Origin of the sequence: Avibacterium endocarditidis, assembly GCF_965138825.1 — a bacterium.
GTDB classification, from domain to species: domain Bacteria; phylum Pseudomonadota; class Gammaproteobacteria; order Enterobacterales; family Pasteurellaceae; genus Avibacterium; species Avibacterium endocarditidis.
Genome location: NZ_CBCSDH010000005.1, coordinates 43,609 through 60,355, shown reverse-complemented (window position 1 = coordinate 60,355; position 16,747 = coordinate 43,609). Strand labels below are relative to the sequence as shown.

The 16,747-nt window shown below is 42.5% G+C and carries 17 protein-coding genes and 2 pseudogenes; 13 read left to right on the top strand and 6 right to left on the bottom strand.

All coding sequences use genetic code 11. The annotated features are described in order from the left end of the window. Positions 1-19 precede the first annotated feature (19 nt). A complete protein-coding gene (gene selD, locus ACNAV8_RS04035) occupies positions 20-1,057 on the bottom strand; it encodes a selenide, water dikinase SelD (protein WP_103854820.1) in 1,038 nt (345 codons plus the stop codon). Positions 1,058-1,422: 365 nt separating this feature from the next. Here selD and gntR point away from each other — a divergent pair, with 365 nt between their 5' ends. Continuing rightward, on the top strand, positions 1,423-2,427 hold the full coding sequence (gntR, locus tag ACNAV8_RS04030) for a gluconate operon transcriptional repressor GntR (protein WP_103854816.1): 1,005 nt from the start codon (positions 1,423-1,425) through the stop codon (positions 2,425-2,427). A gap of 79 nt (positions 2,428-2,506) precedes the next feature. On the opposite strand, the gene mdh is transcribed toward gntR, so the two are convergent. Beyond that, positions 2,507-3,442: a malate dehydrogenase gene (gene mdh, locus ACNAV8_RS04025; protein ID WP_103852527.1), complete on the bottom strand. Its 936-nt coding sequence runs from the start codon at positions 3,440-3,442 to the stop codon at positions 2,507-2,509. Positions 3,443-3,662: 220 nt separating this feature from the next. On the opposite strand from mdh, the gene argR reads away from it, so the two are divergent. Continuing rightward, entirely contained in the window at positions 3,663-4,130 is a 468-nt protein-coding gene (gene argR / locus ACNAV8_RS04020) for a transcriptional regulator ArgR (protein ID WP_103854815.1), read from the top strand. Next, the gene (locus ACNAV8_RS04015; protein ID WP_103854814.1) at positions 4,130-5,014 is read left to right on the top strand and encodes a TIGR01777 family oxidoreductase; all 885 of its coding nucleotides are present in this window, start codon (positions 4,130-4,132) and stop codon (positions 5,012-5,014) included. The genes argR and ACNAV8_RS04015 overlap by 1 nt, the downstream gene beginning before the upstream one ends. On the opposite strand, the gene ACNAV8_RS04010 is transcribed toward ACNAV8_RS04015, so the two are convergent. Then, entirely contained in the window at positions 5,003-5,296 is a 294-nt protein-coding gene (locus ACNAV8_RS04010) for a type II toxin-antitoxin system RelE/ParE family toxin (protein WP_194750614.1), read from the bottom strand. The genes ACNAV8_RS04015 and ACNAV8_RS04010 overlap by 12 nt on opposite strands. Further along, on the bottom strand, positions 5,286-5,471 hold the full coding sequence (locus ACNAV8_RS04005) for a hypothetical protein (protein ID WP_103852530.1): 186 nt from the start codon (positions 5,469-5,471) through the stop codon (positions 5,286-5,288). Before ACNAV8_RS04005 ends, ACNAV8_RS04010 begins: the two co-directional genes overlap by 11 nt. A 198-nt stretch (positions 5,472-5,669) precedes the next feature. On the opposite strand from ACNAV8_RS04005, the gene rsxA reads away from it, so the two are divergent. The 9 genes and pseudogenes from rsxA (at position 5,670) to ACNAV8_RS03960 (ending at position 13,734) form a co-directional block, all read left to right on the top strand. Then, the gene (rsxA, locus tag ACNAV8_RS04000) at positions 5,670-6,251 is read left to right on the top strand and encodes an electron transport complex subunit RsxA (protein WP_415777256.1); all 582 of its coding nucleotides are present in this window, start codon (positions 5,670-5,672) and stop codon (positions 6,249-6,251) included. Between the two features lies 1 nt (position 6,252). Then, a complete protein-coding gene (gene rsxB / locus ACNAV8_RS03995; protein ID WP_103854813.1) occupies positions 6,253-6,849 on the top strand; it encodes an electron transport complex subunit RsxB in 597 nt (198 codons plus the stop codon). Beyond that, a pseudogene (rsxC, locus tag ACNAV8_RS03990) lies at positions 6,849-8,992 on the top strand (electron transport complex subunit RsxC); the annotation flags it as partial. The gene rsxB and the pseudogene rsxC, both read left to right, overlap by 1 nt. 1 nt (position 8,993) lies before the next feature. Beyond that, positions 8,994-9,254: pseudogene (locus ACNAV8_RS03985) on the top strand (hypothetical protein); the annotation flags it as partial. Between the two features lie 9 nt (positions 9,255-9,263). Next, positions 9,264-10,337, top strand: a complete 1,074-nt coding sequence (rsxD, locus tag ACNAV8_RS03980; protein ID WP_415777254.1) for an electron transport complex subunit RsxD — start codon at positions 9,264-9,266, stop codon at positions 10,335-10,337. Positions 10,338-10,340: 3 nt separating this feature from the next. Continuing rightward, the gene (gene rsxG, locus ACNAV8_RS03975) at positions 10,341-10,967 is read left to right on the top strand and encodes an electron transport complex subunit RsxG (RefSeq protein WP_103854821.1); all 627 of its coding nucleotides are present in this window, start codon (positions 10,341-10,343) and stop codon (positions 10,965-10,967) included. Positions 10,968-11,023: 56 nt separating this feature from the next. Next, positions 11,024-11,716 (top strand): electron transport complex subunit E, encoded by a 693-nt coding sequence (locus ACNAV8_RS03970; protein WP_103854844.1) that lies wholly within the window; start codon positions 11,024-11,026, stop codon positions 11,714-11,716. A 6-nt stretch (positions 11,717-11,722) separates the two neighbouring features. Then, complete coding sequence (nth, locus tag ACNAV8_RS03965) at positions 11,723-12,358, top strand: endonuclease III (RefSeq protein ID WP_103854822.1); 636 nt, start codon at positions 11,723-11,725, stop codon at positions 12,356-12,358. A gap of 8 nt (positions 12,359-12,366) precedes the next feature. After that, the gene (locus ACNAV8_RS03960; RefSeq protein ID WP_103854823.1) at positions 12,367-13,734 is read left to right on the top strand and encodes a sodium-dependent transporter; all 1,368 of its coding nucleotides are present in this window, start codon (positions 12,367-12,369) and stop codon (positions 13,732-13,734) included. A 66-nt stretch (positions 13,735-13,800) separates the two neighbouring features. On the opposite strand, the gene metX is transcribed toward ACNAV8_RS03960, so the two are convergent. Further along, positions 13,801-14,880 (bottom strand): homoserine O-acetyltransferase MetX, encoded by a 1,080-nt coding sequence (gene metX, locus ACNAV8_RS03955; RefSeq protein WP_415777252.1) that lies wholly within the window; start codon positions 14,878-14,880, stop codon positions 13,801-13,803. Positions 14,881-15,065: 185 nt separating this feature from the next. On the opposite strand from metX, the gene ACNAV8_RS03950 reads away from it, so the two are divergent. Further along, a complete protein-coding gene (locus tag ACNAV8_RS03950) occupies positions 15,066-15,764 on the top strand; it encodes a SanA/YdcF family protein (protein ID WP_103854845.1) in 699 nt (232 codons plus the stop codon). Here ACNAV8_RS03950 and cra read toward each other — a convergent pair. Beyond that, the gene (gene cra / locus ACNAV8_RS03945; RefSeq protein WP_103854824.1) at positions 15,761-16,747 is read right to left on the bottom strand and encodes a catabolite repressor/activator; all 987 of its coding nucleotides are present in this window, start codon (positions 16,745-16,747) and stop codon (positions 15,761-15,763) included. The two genes, ACNAV8_RS03950 and cra, sit on opposite strands and share 4 nt — an antisense overlap.

Sequence of the window (16,747 nt, the reverse complement as noted above, 5' to 3'; positions counted from 1 at the left end):
GGGATTTTTCTTTTGAACACTACTCCACTTCAATCAAAAATGCTTGATCTTGATCCCTGAGTTCCCCGATCTCAAATAATTCCACACCTTCTTGCTGTGCTAGCGCTGTTACTTGCTCCACCGCTTCAGGTTTTACCGCAATAAGCAAACCGCCTGAGGTTTGTGGATCGCACAACACAGCTTTTTGTAGATCATTCATAGCAGAAATTTTGTGTCCGTAGCTTTCAAAATTTCGTCCTGTGCCACCAGGTACGCAACCTTTTTCAATATAGCGGATCACGCCGTCTAAGGTTTTGATTTTATCAAAATACACTTTTGCCTTGAGCTGAGAACCCTCGCAAATCTCACTTAAATGCCCAAGCAAGCCAAAGCCAGTTACATCCGTCATTGCGGTGATGCCGTCTAGCTCCGCAAATTTTTCGCCAATTTTGTTCATTTGGCACATTGTTGCGGTGGCAAGGCCTTTGTGTTCAGGCTTGAGTTTGCCTTTTTTCTCCGCCGTAGTTAACACGCCAATGCCAAGCGGTTTGGTAAGATAAAGTTTGCAGCCAGCTTGCGCGGAAGCATTCTTTTTCACTTTGTCGGTAGAAATCACGCCTGTTACGGCTAAGCCAAAAATCGGCTCAGGGGCATCAATGGAATGGCCCCCCGCTAAGGCGATGCCTGCTTGTTGGCACGCAAAACGCCCGCCGTCCACAATACGTTGCGCCACACTAGGTGGAAGTAATTTGATTGGGAAACCTAAAATCGCAATGGCCATAATGGGTTTACCGCCCATTGCGAAAATATCACTAATGGCATTGGTGGCGGCAATACGCCCAAAATCAAAGGGATCATCTACGATCGGCATAAAGAAATCTGTGGTGCTGATGATGCCAACCCCATTGCCAATATCATAAACCGCCGCGTCATCTTTGGTTTCATTGCCCACCAATAAATTGGGATCAACAAACTTTTCCATTTCGGAATGCAAAATCGTTTCCAACACTTTCGGCGAAATTTTACAACCGCACCCAGCGCCGTGGCTATATTGCGTTAGACGAATGGTTTCTGCCACGGTTTGATCTAGGGCATTTTGTACATCGGTGAGATTGGTTTGTTTTGATTTAGTTTCTTTCAACATAGCTTCCTCGCTTTACCATCAACTGATGAGTGAATGTTTTCATTATACGCTGATTTTAGGGGTTGTTGATCATTCATTTTACATTTGAGCTAGAGCCTATTTTTTATGAGAATAAAGTGAATGTAGTGAAATTTAGTTATGCTAAATGAGCCATTCTCAGTCTAGTTATTACGAAAGATAGCCCTAGCTCAAATGTAAAATGAATGATTAACTCCCCCTAAGTGCGGTGATTTTTTGTGAAATTTTTACTAGAATAACGGATTATTATTTTTCCTTTTTCTGCCGATAAACAGACGAAAATGAATAGACGAAAACGCCCCACACTACAAATGATCGCCGATCATCTTGGCTTAACCAAAATGACCATTAGCCGTTATTTACGCAATCCTGATTCCGTTGCGCCAGAAACGCAGCACAAAATCGCTGCCGCAATTGAACAATTTGGCTATATTCCTAATCGAGCGCCTGATATTTTATCTAACGCCAAAAGTTTAGCCATTGGTGTGTTATTGCCCTCTCTCACTAATCAAGTGTTCGCGGAAGTGTTGAAAGGTATTGAATTAATTACCGATAAAGCAGGCTATCAAACGATGGTGGCGCACTATGGATATAGCGTAGCAAAAGAAGAACAACGCATTGAAAGCCTGCTTTCTTATAATGTGGATGGCTTAATTTTATCGGAAAATCACCATAGCCCACGCACCTTAAAAATGCTTGAAATCGCCAATATTCCTGTGATTGAAATTATGGACAGCAGTGAAATGGGTATTCAGCAAGTGGTGGGCTTTGATAATGTGGCGGCGGCGCAATCTATGGTGGAAACAATGATTCATTACGGGCATAAAAATATCCTTTATTTCACCGCGCGAATGGACAAGCGTACCAAGCTGAAAATGCAAGGCTATGAAAATGCAATGAAAAAACACGGCTTAACACCACATAGCCTGATTACCTCTGAACCTTCTTCTTTCACTCTAGGAGCAAATTTACTACGCCAAGCCCTGAGCGAATACCCCGAAACCAACGGCATTTTTTGCACCAATGATGACTTAGCTATTGGTGCGTTGTTTGAATGTCAGCGTTTGGGGATCAAGATTCCGCAAGATATAGGCATTGCAGGTTTCCACGGTCACGATGTGGGGCAATCAATGACACCACAACTTGCCACCGTGATCACGCCAAGATTAGAAATTGGCAAAATTGCAGCACAAGAATTGCTCAATCGCTTACAAGGTATCCCAATGAAAAGCCACATTATCAATTTGGGTTATGAAATTCATTTGGGGCAAAGTGTTAAGCCTTAATCACTATTCTTAATCGTTATTCCACGCCATTAAAAAAGGCATCCCAAGATGCCCTTTCTTTTTTAATCGCTAACTAAAATCAGCCATTCACAAATTTTTCGCCAAGTTCAATATCTGCACGCAAGGTTGGTAACATATCTTCTAAGGCTTTTTGCTCGAAAGCGCTTAATTCGCCAATTGGCAGGATTTCCTCTACCCCATCTTTACCTAAACGAACAGGCTGCGCGAAGAAACGTGCGTATTTGCCATCACCTTCTACATAGCTACATTCCACCACAGTTTGACCACTCAAGCCTTTCACTAAAGAGCGGGCAAAACGTGCTGCGGCTTGTGCCATAGAAAGGGTTGCTGAACCACCGCCGGCTTTGGCTTCCACCACTTCCGTACCTGCGTTTTGGATACGTTTGGTAAGCGGTGCGATTTCTTCCTCTTTCCATTGTGCATATTGCACTTGAGAGAGTAAAGGTAAAATAGTTACGCCTGAATGCCCACCAATCACTGGCACAGCGGTGCGTGAAACATCAAGATCTTTTAATTCAGCAACAAAGGTTTCTGAACGGATCACATCTAATGTTGTTACACCAAATAGTTTGCGTTTGTCATACACACCGGCTTTTTTCAGCACTTCTGCGGCAATGGCAACAGTGGTATTGACAGGATTGGTGATGATACCAATACAGGCTTTCGGACAAACTTGCGCCACTTTTTCAACAAGATTACGCACAATACCCGCATTAATATTAAATAAATCAGAACGATCCATACCTGGTTTACGCGCTACACCTGCTGAAATTAACACCACATCCGCGCCTTGTAACGCAGGTGTTGGATCTTCACCAGAAAATCCCCGCACTTTAACCGCGGTTGGAATATGGCTAACGTCCACCGCAACACCTGGGGTAACTGGGGCAATATCATAAAGAGATAATTCTGAACCAGCGGGCAGCTGTAACTTTAACAATAATGCTAATGCTTGACCAATTCCGCCTGCGGCACCTAAAACTGCAACTTTCATTTAATACTCCTCTTTTTGGTTATAAATCAAGTTAATTGGATTTTAGACTTATCCCATAGCAAATTCAAACAGAGAAATTCAATAGTGAGATCTAATTCAAATTTTTAAAAAATTTATTTTAAAATTGTTGCATTTCCTTTCTATTATGGCTTTTAAAACTTGCTAAAAATTGAATTTTTATGCAAAATCCTTGCAGATATTCGCAACATAACCAAACATTATGAGTACAGACAAAAACGATAATTTAATCTCTGCGTTTAAAACCTTGTTAGAACAAGAGCGTTTTGGCTCGCAAGGGGAAATTGTAAACGCCTTGCAACAGCTCGGTTTTAGCAATATTAATCAATCTAAAGTTTCCCGAATGCTAACTAAATTTGGCGCAGTTCGCACTCGCAATAGCCGAATGGAAATGGTCTATTGTTTACCAGCGGAATTAAGTGTGCCTACCTCTAGTAGCCCATTAAAAAATTTAGTGTTAGACATCGATCACAACGATTTTTTAATCGTAGTAAAAACTAGCCCTGGCGCAGCACAACTTATCGCGCGCTTATTAGATTCTGTAGGCAAAGCAGACGGTATTCTTGGCACGATCGCAGGGGACGACACCATTTTTATCACTCCAACCTCAGGCACCGCAATTTTAGACTTAATGCAACGTGTGCAAGAATTATTTGAAACTAGCCTATAATGAATATTCTACTCACTGGAGGCACAGGGCTGATTGGTTCAGCCTTAATCCCACAACTTCTCGCCAAACAATATCGCATTTGCCTTTTAACGCGCAACATTCAGCCTGAGCGTTTTCCAACCGAAATACAACAAATTGACAATCTTGCCCCATTGAAAAATCTCAATGCCTTTGATGCGGTGATTAATTTAGCTGGCGAACCGATTTTCGCGCATCGCTGGACAACTAAACAAAAAGCCAAACTTTTTGCTAGCCGAGTAAATTTAACGCAAAATTTGACCGCACTTATTAATCAAAGTGAGAACCCACCGCACACCTTTATCTCAGGATCAGCCACGGGTTTCTATGGTGATCACCAAGATCATTGGATTGATGAAAGCACTCCCGCTGGCACAGCATTTCCCGCACAACTTTGCCAACAGTGGGAAGCTGCGGCAATGCAAGCCAATACCCGCGTTTGCTTATTGCGCACCGCAATGGTACTAAGTCCAAATGGCGGTGCATTAAGTAAAATCTTGCCGTTATATCGTTTAGGATTAGGGGGAAAACTCGGCAGTGGTAAACAATATTGGGCTTGGATTAGCTTGCAAGATATGATCGCAGGGATTTTATTTTTATTGGAAAACCCACAATGCGAAGGGACGTTCAATCTTGCAGCCCCAGAGCCCATCACCAATCAAGATTTTAACCAACAGTTAGGCGATTTCCTCAAGCGCCCCCATTTCGCCAGTGTACCAGCTTTTGTATTACGTTGGGTTTTAGGTGATCGCTCACAATTATTATTAGACAGCCAACGCATTAAACCAGCGCGCCTCATTGAAGCGGGATTTGAATTTCAAGTGGAAAGTTTTTCGGCGTTTTTAGAAAAAAATTTAAGAAGATAAAAGGGGATATTTTCGGCGAGAATGAATAACCGTAATAATCTCAACACGATCGTCATATTCACGATAGACAATACGGTAATGGCGGCAAAAAACTTGTCTTCGCCCATTTCCAATTTGTTTTCCGCTTTTGGGAATGCGTGAAAGCTGCTCAAAGGTACGGAAAAATTCTGTTTGTAATTTTTTTACACTTTTTACTGATCCCGTGTAATCAGCTACACTATCAAAAATCTCCTGCATATTTGACATTGCAGAAGGAGAAATCCGCATAGGCTTAACTGGCATACTCCAAAAGCTCCTCGCGTTCTAACATTTCTAATTCTAACGCTTTGCGTTTTAGCAATTCATCAGTATGTTTTTTCCATTCTTCAAGGCTCATATATTCACCGCGCGCCAAAGCAGCCTCGCCCTCGGCAATGCGCTCTGCCAAAAACTCATCATAACCTGCTTCTTTTAACATTTTCTTTTCCTCTATTGAATAGATAAAATACAATGTAAGCCTACGCCATAATCATTGTAAATTCAACATCTACCTAAAATTTTCTATTGTTATCCCAGCCAGAAACTAGGATAATAGCAAGCTAGATTTTTTCTGACAACTTGGCTTTCAAGCATATAAAAATCATAACAAGGTAACGAAAGCAAGGGTAATAAACTGATGACTGACTATATTTTATTAATTATTAGCACCGCACTTATCAATAACTTTGTCCTAGTGAAATTCCTAGGGCTTTGTCCTTTTATGGGGGTATCGAAAAAAATCGAAACCGCCATTGGAATGGGGTTTGCCACAATGTTTGTGCTAACCGTTGCTTCCCTTTGTTCCTATTTGATTGATCGCTATTTGCTCACGCCATTTAATGGCAATTTTTTACGCACCTTGGTGTTTATTTTAGTGATCGCCGTGGTGGTGCAATTTACCGAAATGGTGATTCATAAAACCAGCCCAACCCTTTATCGTTTACTCGGGGTATTTTTGCCACTGATTACCACCAACTGTGCAGTGTTAGGCGTGGCGTTATTAAATGTGAACTTAGCCCATAATTTAACCCAATCTGTGGTTTATGGTTTTGGTGCATCCCTTGGTTTTTCCCTTGTTTTAGTGCTATTTGCTGCCCTGCGTGAACGCCTTGCTGCCGCGGATGTGCCAATGCCGTTCCGTGGTGCATCTATTGCCTTAATCACCGCAGGATTAATGTCCCTTGCCTTTATGGGTTTTGCTGGCATAGTGAGAGTGTAAAATGACAACCTTATATTATGTTCTTCTCGCTATTAGCGTACTTGCTTTGATTTTTGGTGCGATTTTAGGCTTAGCGTCCATCAAACTAAAAGTACAAGCCGATCCTATCGTAGAAAAAATTGATGCCCTACTGCCGCAAAGCCAATGCGGACAATGCGGTTACCCCGGCTGTAAGCCTTATGCCGAAGCCATTGCACAAGGCGATGTAATTACCAAATGCGTTCCTGGTGGTCAGCCATTAGTGGTGAAAATTGCCGATTTATTAGGCGTGGACGTGCCTGCAACGGATTTTGATGAAGAAGATAATGCGCCAAAAGTGGCATTTATTCACGAAGATATGTGTATTGGTTGCACCAAATGTATTCAGGCCTGTCCTGTTGATGCCATTATTGGTACAAATAAAGCAATGCACACGGTGATTCCTGATCTTTGCACAGGCTGCGAACTCTGCGTTGCCCCTTGCCCAACGGATTGCATTTCAATGATAAAAATAGAACAAGACATTGATCATTGGGATTGGAAATTCGATCCCAGCTTAACCATTCCCGTGGTAGAGATTACTGCAAGTAGCGCGAATAATCAGGGAGCGGAAAAATAATGGCTGATGTATTAACCAATTTTAATTCCGGTAAATTATGGGATTTCTCTGGTGGCATTCATCCGCCTGAAATGAAATCTCAATCAAATCACACACCTATTCGCCCAGCGGATCTGGTGGATACCTACTATGTTCCGGTTAAACAGCACGCTGGTAATGCTGGAAATCTGCTAGTGAACGTTGGGGATAAAGTGCTAAAAGGTCAGCCATTAACGCAGGGGGAAGGCTTACGCAATCTGCCTGTCCACGCCCCGACTTCAGGCGTTATCACAGCAATTGCGCCTTATATTGCCGCCCACCCTTCTGGTTTACCTGAACTAACCATTCAAATTCAGGCAGACGGTAAAGATGAATGGCGTAAACAGCACCCAATTGAAGATTTCCTGAGCCAAACGCCAGAACAGCTTATCGAAAAAATTTATCACGCTGGAATTGCAGGCTTAGGCGGTGCGGTATTCCCAACAGCGGCTAAAATTCAATCGGCAGAAAATAAAGTGAAACTGCTGATTATCAATGGTGCAGAATGTGAACCTTACATCACCTGTGATGATCGCTTAATGCAAGATCGTCCGAAAGAGATCATCGAAGGAATACGCATCTTACGCTATATTTTACGCCCTGAAAAAGTGGTTATTGCCATTGAGGACAACAAACCCAAGGCGGTGAAAGCCCTTAAACACGCTTTAAAAGGGGCAAATGACATTGAAATTCGCGTAATTCCCACCAAATATCCTTCAGGTGCAGCAAAACAGCTTATCCAAGTGCTAACAGGCATTGAAGTGCCGAGCGGTCAGCGCTCTTCCAGCATTGGCGTGCTAATGCACAATGTCGGCACGGCGTTTGCGATCAAAAGAGCGGTGATCAATGATGAACCGTTAATTGAACGCGTGGTTACACTAACAGGCGATAAAATCCCACACAAAGGCAATCTTTTGGTTCGCTTAGGTACACCGATTTCCGCCCTATTGCAACAAGTGGGCTATCAATATGACGCACGTTTCCCAGTGTTTATGGGCGGGCCAATGATGGGCTTTATTTTGCCCAATCTCAACGCGCCTGTAACCAAAGTCACTAACTGTTTGCTCGCGCCTGATCATTTTGAATATGCCGAACCCGAGCCAGAGCAAGCCTGTATCCGCTGCTCTGCTTGCTCAGACGCTTGCCCTGTGCATTTAATGCCGCAGCAACTATATTGGTTCGCGCGCAGTGAAGATCACCAAAAATCGGAACAATATGCCCTGCAAGATTGCATTGAATGTGGCTTGTGCGCTTATGTTTGCCCGAGCCACATTCCGCTTATTCAATATTTCCGTCAAGAAAAAGCGAAAATTTGGGAAATCAAAGAACAAGCACAAAAATCCCACGAAGCGAAATTACGTTTCGAGGCACGCCAAGCGCGTTTAGAAAAAGAAGAACAAGCCCGCAAAGCGCGTACCCAACGTGCTGCTGAAGCTCGCCGTGAAGAAATCGCAAAACAGAAAGGCGTTGATCCTGTTCAAGCCGCATTAGAACGTTTAAAAGCGAAAAAACAAAGCGACAGCGAAAGCCCAAATGTGAAAACCTTTGTGGACGAAAAAGGCCAGCTACAACCAGATAATTCCGATATTATGGCGCAACGCAAAGCGCGCCGCTTAGCTCGCCAACAAGCTGAACAAGAGAATGTGGCGTCCACTGATCAATCGCAAGAAAATTTAGCGCAAAATACTGGGGAAAATCGCACCGCACTTGATGCAAATTCCGATCCTAAGAAAGCTGCGATCGCAGCCGCACTTGCACGAGCGAAAGCTAAAAAGCAAGCTCAGAACGACACGGTTCAATCTGCAAGTTCCACAGAGAACAGTGTGGAAAATCAAGGTTTAACTGAACAAATGCAAAGCCAAAGTGCGGCTGGAAAAACAAAAGAAAAAACACCAGAAAACTCCACCACACTTGATCCGAAAAAAGCCGCTATCGCTGCAGCCATTGCACGAGCGAAAGCGAAGAAACAAGCACAGAACGGCACGGAGCAATCTACAAACTCAGCAGAGAACATTGTGGAAAATCAAGGTTTAGCCGAACAAGCAGAAACCCAAAGCGCGGCTGAAAAAACAAAAGAAAAAACGCAAGAAAATACCACCGCGCTTGACCCGAAAAAAGCGGCTATNGCTGCAGCAATTGCTCGAGCAAAAGCGAAGAAACAAGCGCAGAACAGCACAGTTCAATCTGCAGGCTCAACAGAGAAAAATGTGGAAAATCAAGGTATAGCTGAACAAGTGGAAACCCAAAGTGCGGCTGAAAAAACAAAAGAAAAAACGCAAGAAAATTCCACCGCACTTGATCCGAAAAAAGCGGCTATCGCTGCTGCCATTGCACGAGCGAAAGCGAAGAAACAAGCAAAAGAAAATCGATCCCAAGAAAAAGAATAAGGTTTAGCAATGTTTAAAATGATGAGTTCGCCACACACCCACTCGGGCAAATTGACTGCTCGTATTATGCTGTGGGTTGCGTTGGCAATGTTGCCTGCATTGGGCGCACAAGTTTATTATTTTGGTTTTGGTGTGTTAATTCAAAGCCTGCTCGCCATTACCCTTGCGTTAGTGTTGGAATTTATGGTTACGCGCTTACGCAAAAAGCCAAACCTGTTTTATATCAGTGATTTCAGCGTGGTGCTAACGGCATTAATGCTCGCGATGGCAATCCCACCTTACGCACCTTATTGGGTGATTTTAATCGGGACATTCTGTGCGGTCATTTTAGGTAAGCACGTTTACGGTGGCTTGGGACAAAATCTGTTTAACCCTGCAATGGTGGGTTATGTAGTGTTGCTCATTTCTTTCCCTGTGCAAATGACCGCTTGGTTGCCGCCCGTGGCGTTATTAAATGAGCCGCCTAGCTTGCAAGATGCTTATCAGCTGATTTTCCACGGCATTACTACGGACGGCTTCAGCCTGCATCAATTAGCCAATTCCATTGATGGGATTACCCAAGCCACGCCATTGGATTCCGTCAAAACCGCAAGCAAAATTAATATGGCGATAAGCGAAATTAATCAATCTCCTATTTTTGTGGAAGTGATGCCTTTTGAGAGTGAACTCAATCTTGGTTTAGGCTGGGCACAAATCAATCTTTTCTTTTTACTTGGCGGTGTTTTCCTAATTTGGAAGAAAATTATTCATTGGCAAATTCCTACTGCTTTTTTAGCCATAATGTTACTGGTAAACGGTATTCACTGGCTTACTTCTTCTTATGCACCAAGTCCTTTATGGCATTGGTTTAGTGGGGCAACAATGTTCGGCGCATTTTTTATTGCCACTGACCCTGTCACATCTTCAATCACGCCAAAAGGAAAACTGATTTTCGGTGCGATTGTGGGCTTGCTTGTGTGCCTAATTCGCTTTAATGGCAACTACCCTGATGGCGTGGCATTTGCTGTGTTACTGGCAAATATTTGTGTGCCACTGATTGATCACTACACTCGCCCGCGCGTGGCTGGATACAAAAGGAAATAAGCAATGCAAACGGTAAAAATTAGCACCCGTTATGGCGTGATCTTGGGCATTATTGCGTTAATTTGCACCGCACTTTCTACCGCTGTGTATTTCTTAACGAAAGCCCCTATTGAGCAAGCCATCGCCAAACAACAAGCAGAATTGCTTGCACAAATTATTCCACCGCAAAGTTACGATAACGATTTGCTCTCCAGTTGCTCACAGCCTGATTTCGCTGAAGCCAAAACCTTACGCATTGAGAAAATTTGTATCGCAGAGAAAAATCATCAGCCTGTGGCTTATGCTTATGAAACCATTGCGCCAGATGGCTATTCAGGTAATATTCGCTTTCTGGTAGGGATTACACCACAGGGTAAAGTGCTAGGTTTGCGTGTGCTTGAACACAAAGAAACTCCAGGCTTAGGTGATAAAATTGAACTGCGTATTTCTGATTGGGTGCTGAGCTTTAATCAACAAAAAATCAGTGCCGATAATCTCAATGATTGGGCGGTAAAAAAAGATGGCGGTAAATTCGATCAATTTACTGGCGCAACCATTACACCGCGCGCCATCGTCAATCAAACCAAGCGTTCAGCCTTGCCATTATTGCAACAAATGAATAATAACGCGGTGAAACAGGAGCAAAACTAATGCAAGAAAATCACGAAAAAAACCACCGCACTTTAGAGCATACATCAGAAAACGAAATGGGTTTGGCTTCCATTGAACCACAACAACCGCAACAAAGCGTGCCGACTGGGCTAAAAAGCCAATGGAGCGAATTATTTAAGCAAGGTTTTTGGCATAATAACCCCGCTCTTGTGCAACTGTTGGGGCTTTGCCCGCTACTTGCGGTGTCTAGCTCGGCAACCAACGCCCTTGGTTTAGGCATTGCCACCATTGCGGTATTAATCTGTACCAATGTGGTGGTTTCGTTGTTCCGCAAGCATATTCCGCACGCCATTCGTATTCCTATTTATGTGATGATTATCGCCACCACGGTAACCATTGTGCAACTGATTATGAATGCCTACACTTATACGCTTTATCAATCCTTAGGGATCTTCATTCCGTTGATTGTAACAAACTGTATTGTCATTGGCCGCGCGGAAGCCTTTGCATCAAAAAATGGCGTGCTGCTTTCGCTCTTTGATGGCTTTGCAATGGGCGTGGGAATGGCGTTCAGCTTGTTTGTGCTAGGTGCAATTCGTGAAGTGTTAGGCACAGGTAAACTGTTTATGGGAATGGAAAACCTGCTCGGCAACTGGGCAACAGCGTTACATTTAAACCTTTTTGAGCTAAACAGTAGCTTTTTGCTCGCTATTCTTCCCCCAGGAGCATTCCTTGGTTTAGGTTTAATGTTGGCAGTAAAAAACTTAATCGATAACCAAAAACCATAAATCACAATGAATAAACAAAAACGTATTGAAATTTTAACGCGACTGCGGGATCAAAATCCCCACCCCACCACTGAATTACATTATAATTCGCCCTTTGAATTATTAATTGCGGTGATTTTATCGGCACAAGCCACTGATAAAGGGGTGAATAAAGCCACGGCTAAACTCTTCCCTGTGGCGAACACCCCACAAGCGATTTTAGAACTTGGGTTAGATGGCTTAAAGAGCTATATCAAAACCATTGGACTATTTAATAGTAAAGCCGAAAATATTATTAAAACCTGCCGTGATCTGATCGAAAAACACAATGGCGAAATTCCCCAAACCCGTGAAGAACTTGAAGCCTTAGCTGGAGTTGGGCGTAAAACCGCGAATGTGGTGTTAAATACCGCCTTTGGTCAGCCGACTATTGCGGTGGATACGCATATTTTCCGCGTCTGCAATCGCACCAACTTTGCCCCTGGTAAAACCGTGTTGCAAGTAGAAGAAAAATTACTCAAGGTTGTGCCGGTAGAATTTAAAGTGGACGTGCATCATTGGCTGATTTTGCACGGACGTTACACCTGCATTGCGCGCAAGCCACGTTGCGGTTCTTGTATTATTGAAGATCTTTGTGAATACAAAGACAAAACTGAAAATTAAGGTAGTTTATGACAACAAAAAAATCTGAACGACAAACTTGGTCAAGCCGATTAACCTATATTATGACTGTCGCTGGCGCAACCGTAGGGTTTGGTGCAACTTGGCGTTTCCCTTATTTAGTGGGTGAAAACGGTGGCGGTGCATACGTTTTATTATTCTGCATTGCGATGATCGTCATCGGTATTCCAATGATCTTAGTGGAAAACGTGATTGGTCGCCGCTTGCGTGTGAATTCCATTGATGCCTTTGAAGATAAACTCACCGCCAAACCCCATTCAAAATATTGGAAAATCATTGGTTATATGGGCTTGCTCGGTGCCTTCGGCATTATGGCTTACTATATGGTGCTTGGCGGCTGGGTGATGAATTATATTATCAGCCTGATTTCTGGCAGCCTAGATATTTCTAGCACCATCAGCAAAGACTATGCCAAAACTTTCTATGAACAAAGCATTAGTAATAGCCCGCTCCAAATCGCACTTTACACCTTTATTTTTGTGGCCATCAACTATGTGATCTTAGCCAAAGGGATTATCGGTGGTATTGAGCGTTCGGTAAAATATTTAATGCCATTGCTGTTTGTGTTTTTAATTGGAATGGTGATCCGCAACATTACCTTACCCGGTGCGGCGGAAGGGATTATTTATTATCTCAAACCTGATTTTTCTAAAATTACACCGCAGTTATTTATTATGGTGCTAGGTCAAGTTTTCTTTGCTCTGAGTTTAGGTTTTGGCGTGCTAATCACTCTTTCAAGCTATCTGAGCAAGGAAGAAAACCTAGTGCAAACCGCTGTAATCACTGGGTTTACCAATACCGTTATTGCGGTTTTAGCGGGCTTTATGATTTTTCCGTCTTTATTCAGCTTTGGCATTGAACCGAACGCAGGCCCAACACTGGTTTTCCAAAGTTTGCCAATTGTGTTCTCGCATATGTGGGCAGGGCGAATTTTCGCCATTATCTTCTTTAGTTTATTATTGATCGCCGCGCTAACCACTTCTATTACTATTTATGAAGTGATTATCACCGCACTTCAAGAAAAGCTCAGAATGCGCCGTGGAAAAGCCATTGCCTTAACCCTTGGTGGCATTTTCTTGCTCGGTAATATTCCTTCTATTTTGAGCGATAACTTACTGAAAGATTACACTTTCTTCGGCAAAAGCATTTTCGATGCTTTCGATTATGTGAGCGGAAATATTCTCTTTTTACTCACCGCACTTGGCTGCGCCATTTTCGTGGGCTTTGTGCTTAAAGACGAAGCGAAAAAAGAACTTTCCAGCAAACCAAATTCCACTTTCACAAAAATTTGGTTTAATTATGTGAAATATGTCGTGCCATTGATTATTTTGGTGATTTTTGTGAGTAATTTAATTTAACCTGTTTTCCTATAAAAATAAGGAGCTGATTTTTTTCAGCCCCTTATTTTTTCACTATGTGCTAAATTAATGGCTTTCTAATCCATTGCGAATTAGCGTTTCAAACGCATCATAAGCCACCAAAAAGGCATCGTGGCCGTAATCGGAAGGGAATTCGTGATAGCTCAAATCAACGCCAGCTTGTTCAAGCATTGCTTTACTTTTTCTCACGTCCACGGCTTTGAAAAGCTGATCATTAGTCACCCCAATTAAAGTATAACGTGCCTTAATACGCGACAATGCCTGCTCTGTACTTTCATAACCCAACGCAGGATCATACAAATCCAATGCGCGTAACAAATGCAAATAGCTGTTGGCATCAAAACGATCGAGAAACTTTTGCCCTTGATAACTGAGATAGGATTCCACTTGAAAATAATCGCCCCAATACTGCCCTTCTACTTTCGTGGCGCGTCCAAAGGCTTTGGTTAGTTGAATATCGGTGCGATAAGTCAGCATTCCTAACATTCGCGCAATTGCCAGCCCTTGCGAGGGCGGTTCACCGTCATAATAATCGCCATGATTAAAATGAGGATCGGTGATAATGGCTTGGCGCATCACGTGATTAAACCCGATGGCTTCTGCACTAAAATAAAGAGAAGAGCAAAGATTGACGATATTATCCATAAAATCAGGATAATCAATCGCCCATTGAGTGGCTTGCATTCCGCCGAACGAACCACCAACAATACCTTTTAAATGGGGAATTTTAAGATAATCGAGCAGCACTTTCTGCACCTTGACAATATCCTGCACAAGGATATGCGGAAACTGGCTGCCGTAAGGCTTTTGTGTCTGTGGATTGATTGACGCAGGCCCTGTTGTGCCTTTGCAGCCACCTAGCACGTTAGAGCAAATGAAGAAATATTTTGACGTATCTAACGCCAAGCCCTCCCCCATAAAATTTTGCCACCAACCAGCTTGATTAGGATCATCATTATAGGGTTCAGCATCGCCGGTTAAGGCGTGACAAATCAGTACCGCATTGCTTTTATCCGCATTCAATTTGCCATAGGTTTGGTAGGCAACATCAATATGCCCAAGTTCCCCACCTAAGGTAAGTTTGAGCGGTGTTTGTGTAAAGAGTGTTGCTGTTTGTACTGCCATTTCCTATCCATTACTTCATTGATGCGATCTTGCCAAGGTAGGCTACATAAACTACCCTTAGCCCTATACCTTGTCAAGAAATTTTAGACGTCTAAACTTCTAGACGTATTTTAGAATAAATTTACTTGAATTTACTAGTATTTTTTATTATTTTGATGCTCAAGATGTAAAAAAATATGAATTTTATGCTGAAATCCTTTTTCCGTTACCTTTTTTCTTTTCGGTGGTTTAACGCTCTGCTTCGAAAATTTCTACGGTATTGCCTATTCCTTATTTTTCTTTGCGGACTATTGCTTGTGCTTGTTGATCAAGCGATTGGCTTTTACGTTCGCCAAGGTATTTATACGGATATAAAAAAACTGCCCTATCGTCCTTATGGCTTAGTGCTAGGCACGTCAAAATATTTCAGCAAAAATACGCCAAATTTGTTCTATTCTTATCGACTATTAGCCGCGAATAACCTATTTAAAGAACGGAAAGTGGATTATTTATTGCTTAGCGGAGATAACCGCACGGTGGAATATAACGAACCGCGCACTATGTTCAAAGATTTGAAGAAAATGGGTGTGCCAGAAGAATTTATGTATTTGGACTATGCAGGGTTTCGTACCTTAGATTCCGTGATCCGCGCCGATCAAGTGTTTAAAGCTCATTCTATCACCATCATTACACAGCGTTTTCATTGTGAACGGGCTTTATTCATTGCCAAATATCATAATATTGACGCAATCTGCTTTGCGGCGGAATACCCTAGTGGCTATACCTTTGTGCGCTTCCGTGAGTTTTTTGCTCGTTTACAGGCAGTATTGGATCTTCTTGTTGAAAAAGAACCGCACTTTTTAGGCAAACCAGAACCACTACCACCACCGCCTTTCTCCGATTAACAATGATGAACTAAATCGCGCAATACCTTAGTTGGTTCTGGTAAGCTTTCTGATTTATGGTTAAGCCGTTCTAGCACTAAATCAAGCAATTTATCGGCAATTTTCTTGTGATCTTGCACCGCACATAGGGTTTTGTTGGCTAATAATTCTAACATTTCGTGATCCCCAAAAGTGGCAATCACTAATTGTTGTGGAATCCCTTTATTCTGCCTTAATAGCACTTGGAATATGCCCTGTAACAACGTCAAAGACGTAACAAACAAAGCATCTGGTAACGAATTTGTTACAAGCCATTGCTCAAAGGTGTACGCAGCAGAATCACGGTGAAATTGTTCACTATAAAGAAATTCTACCGAATTTTCTGACCGCTCTTTTAATGCCTCACGAAAGCCTAATTCACGCTCCTTGCTCGTTGGTAATTCAGGTAATGCACCAAAAAAGAGTACATTGTTAAAAGATTGCTGTTTAAACAAATCTTGTGCCAAACGATAAGCATCATTTCTATCATCAGAGAGCACATTGATCACATTATCGCCACTTATCTTACGGTCAAAACCAAAAACTGGCACTTCACTTTGCTGATAAAACAAATTGTCCGCTGGCAAGGAAGTTGAAACAATCAGCGCATCAATTTTGCGTTGGAAAAGGTGCTTGGCACAAGCCATCTCATTATTTGGATTATCATTAGAACAGGCAATCAGCAGTTGATAGCCTTTTTCGCGAAACTTTTGTTCAAGCTGATGAGTAATTCTTGCATAACTCATATTTTCAAAATCAGGAATAATCAACCCAATAGTATTGGTTTTTCCCGCTCTCAAGCCTGCTGCCATTGCGTTAGGTTTGAAATCATATTCCTTGATTAGCGATTGTACCTTTTCAATGGTTTTATCACTTACTCGATACTGTTTTGCTTTGCCATTTACCACATAACTTACTGTTGTTCTGGAAACCCCAGCAAGTTTAGCTAGCTCGTCTAATTTCAC

Excerpts from the sequence above, each read along its gene's own strand:
- nth (WP_103854822.1), top strand. The coding sequence starts at position 11,723 with ATGAATAAACAAAAACGTATTGAAATTTTAACGCGACTGCGGGATCAA.
- rsxD (WP_415777254.1), top strand. The coding sequence starts at position 9,264 with ATGTTTAAAATGATGAGTTCGCCACACACCCACTCGGGCAAATTGACT.
- ACNAV8_RS03960 (WP_103854823.1), top strand. The coding sequence starts at position 12,367 with ATGACAACAAAAAAATCTGAACGACAAACTTGGTCAAGCCGATTAACC.
- ACNAV8_RS04005 (WP_103852530.1), bottom strand. The coding sequence starts at position 5,471 with ATGTTAAAAGAAGCAGGTTATGATGAGTTTTTGGCAGAGCGCATTGCC.
- ACNAV8_RS04015 (WP_103854814.1), top strand. The coding sequence starts at position 4,130 with ATGAATATTCTACTCACTGGAGGCACAGGGCTGATTGGTTCAGCCTTA.
- metX (WP_415777252.1), bottom strand. The coding sequence starts at position 14,880 with ATGGCAGTACAAACAGCAACACTCTTTACACAAACACCGCTCAAACTT.
- ACNAV8_RS03950 (WP_103854845.1), top strand. The coding sequence starts at position 15,066 with ATGCTGAAATCCTTTTTCCGTTACCTTTTTTCTTTTCGGTGGTTTAAC.
- gntR (WP_103854816.1), top strand. The coding sequence starts at position 1,423 with ATGAATAGACGAAAACGCCCCACACTACAAATGATCGCCGATCATCTT.
- ACNAV8_RS04010 (WP_194750614.1), bottom strand. The coding sequence starts at position 5,296 with ATGCCAGTTAAGCCTATGCGGATTTCTCCTTCTGCAATGTCAAATATG.
- rsxG (WP_103854821.1), top strand. The coding sequence starts at position 10,341 with ATGCAAACGGTAAAAATTAGCACCCGTTATGGCGTGATCTTGGGCATT.
- mdh (WP_103852527.1), bottom strand. The coding sequence starts at position 3,442 with ATGAAAGTTGCAGTTTTAGGTGCCGCAGGCGGAATTGGTCAAGCATTA.
- ACNAV8_RS03970 (WP_103854844.1), top strand. The coding sequence starts at position 11,024 with ATGGGTTTGGCTTCCATTGAACCACAACAACCGCAACAAAGCGTGCCG.
- argR (WP_103854815.1), top strand. The coding sequence starts at position 3,663 with ATGAGTACAGACAAAAACGATAATTTAATCTCTGCGTTTAAAACCTTG.
- rsxA (WP_415777256.1), top strand. The coding sequence starts at position 5,670 with ATGACTGACTATATTTTATTAATTATTAGCACCGCACTTATCAATAAC.
- rsxB (WP_103854813.1), top strand. The coding sequence starts at position 6,253 with ATGACAACCTTATATTATGTTCTTCTCGCTATTAGCGTACTTGCTTTG.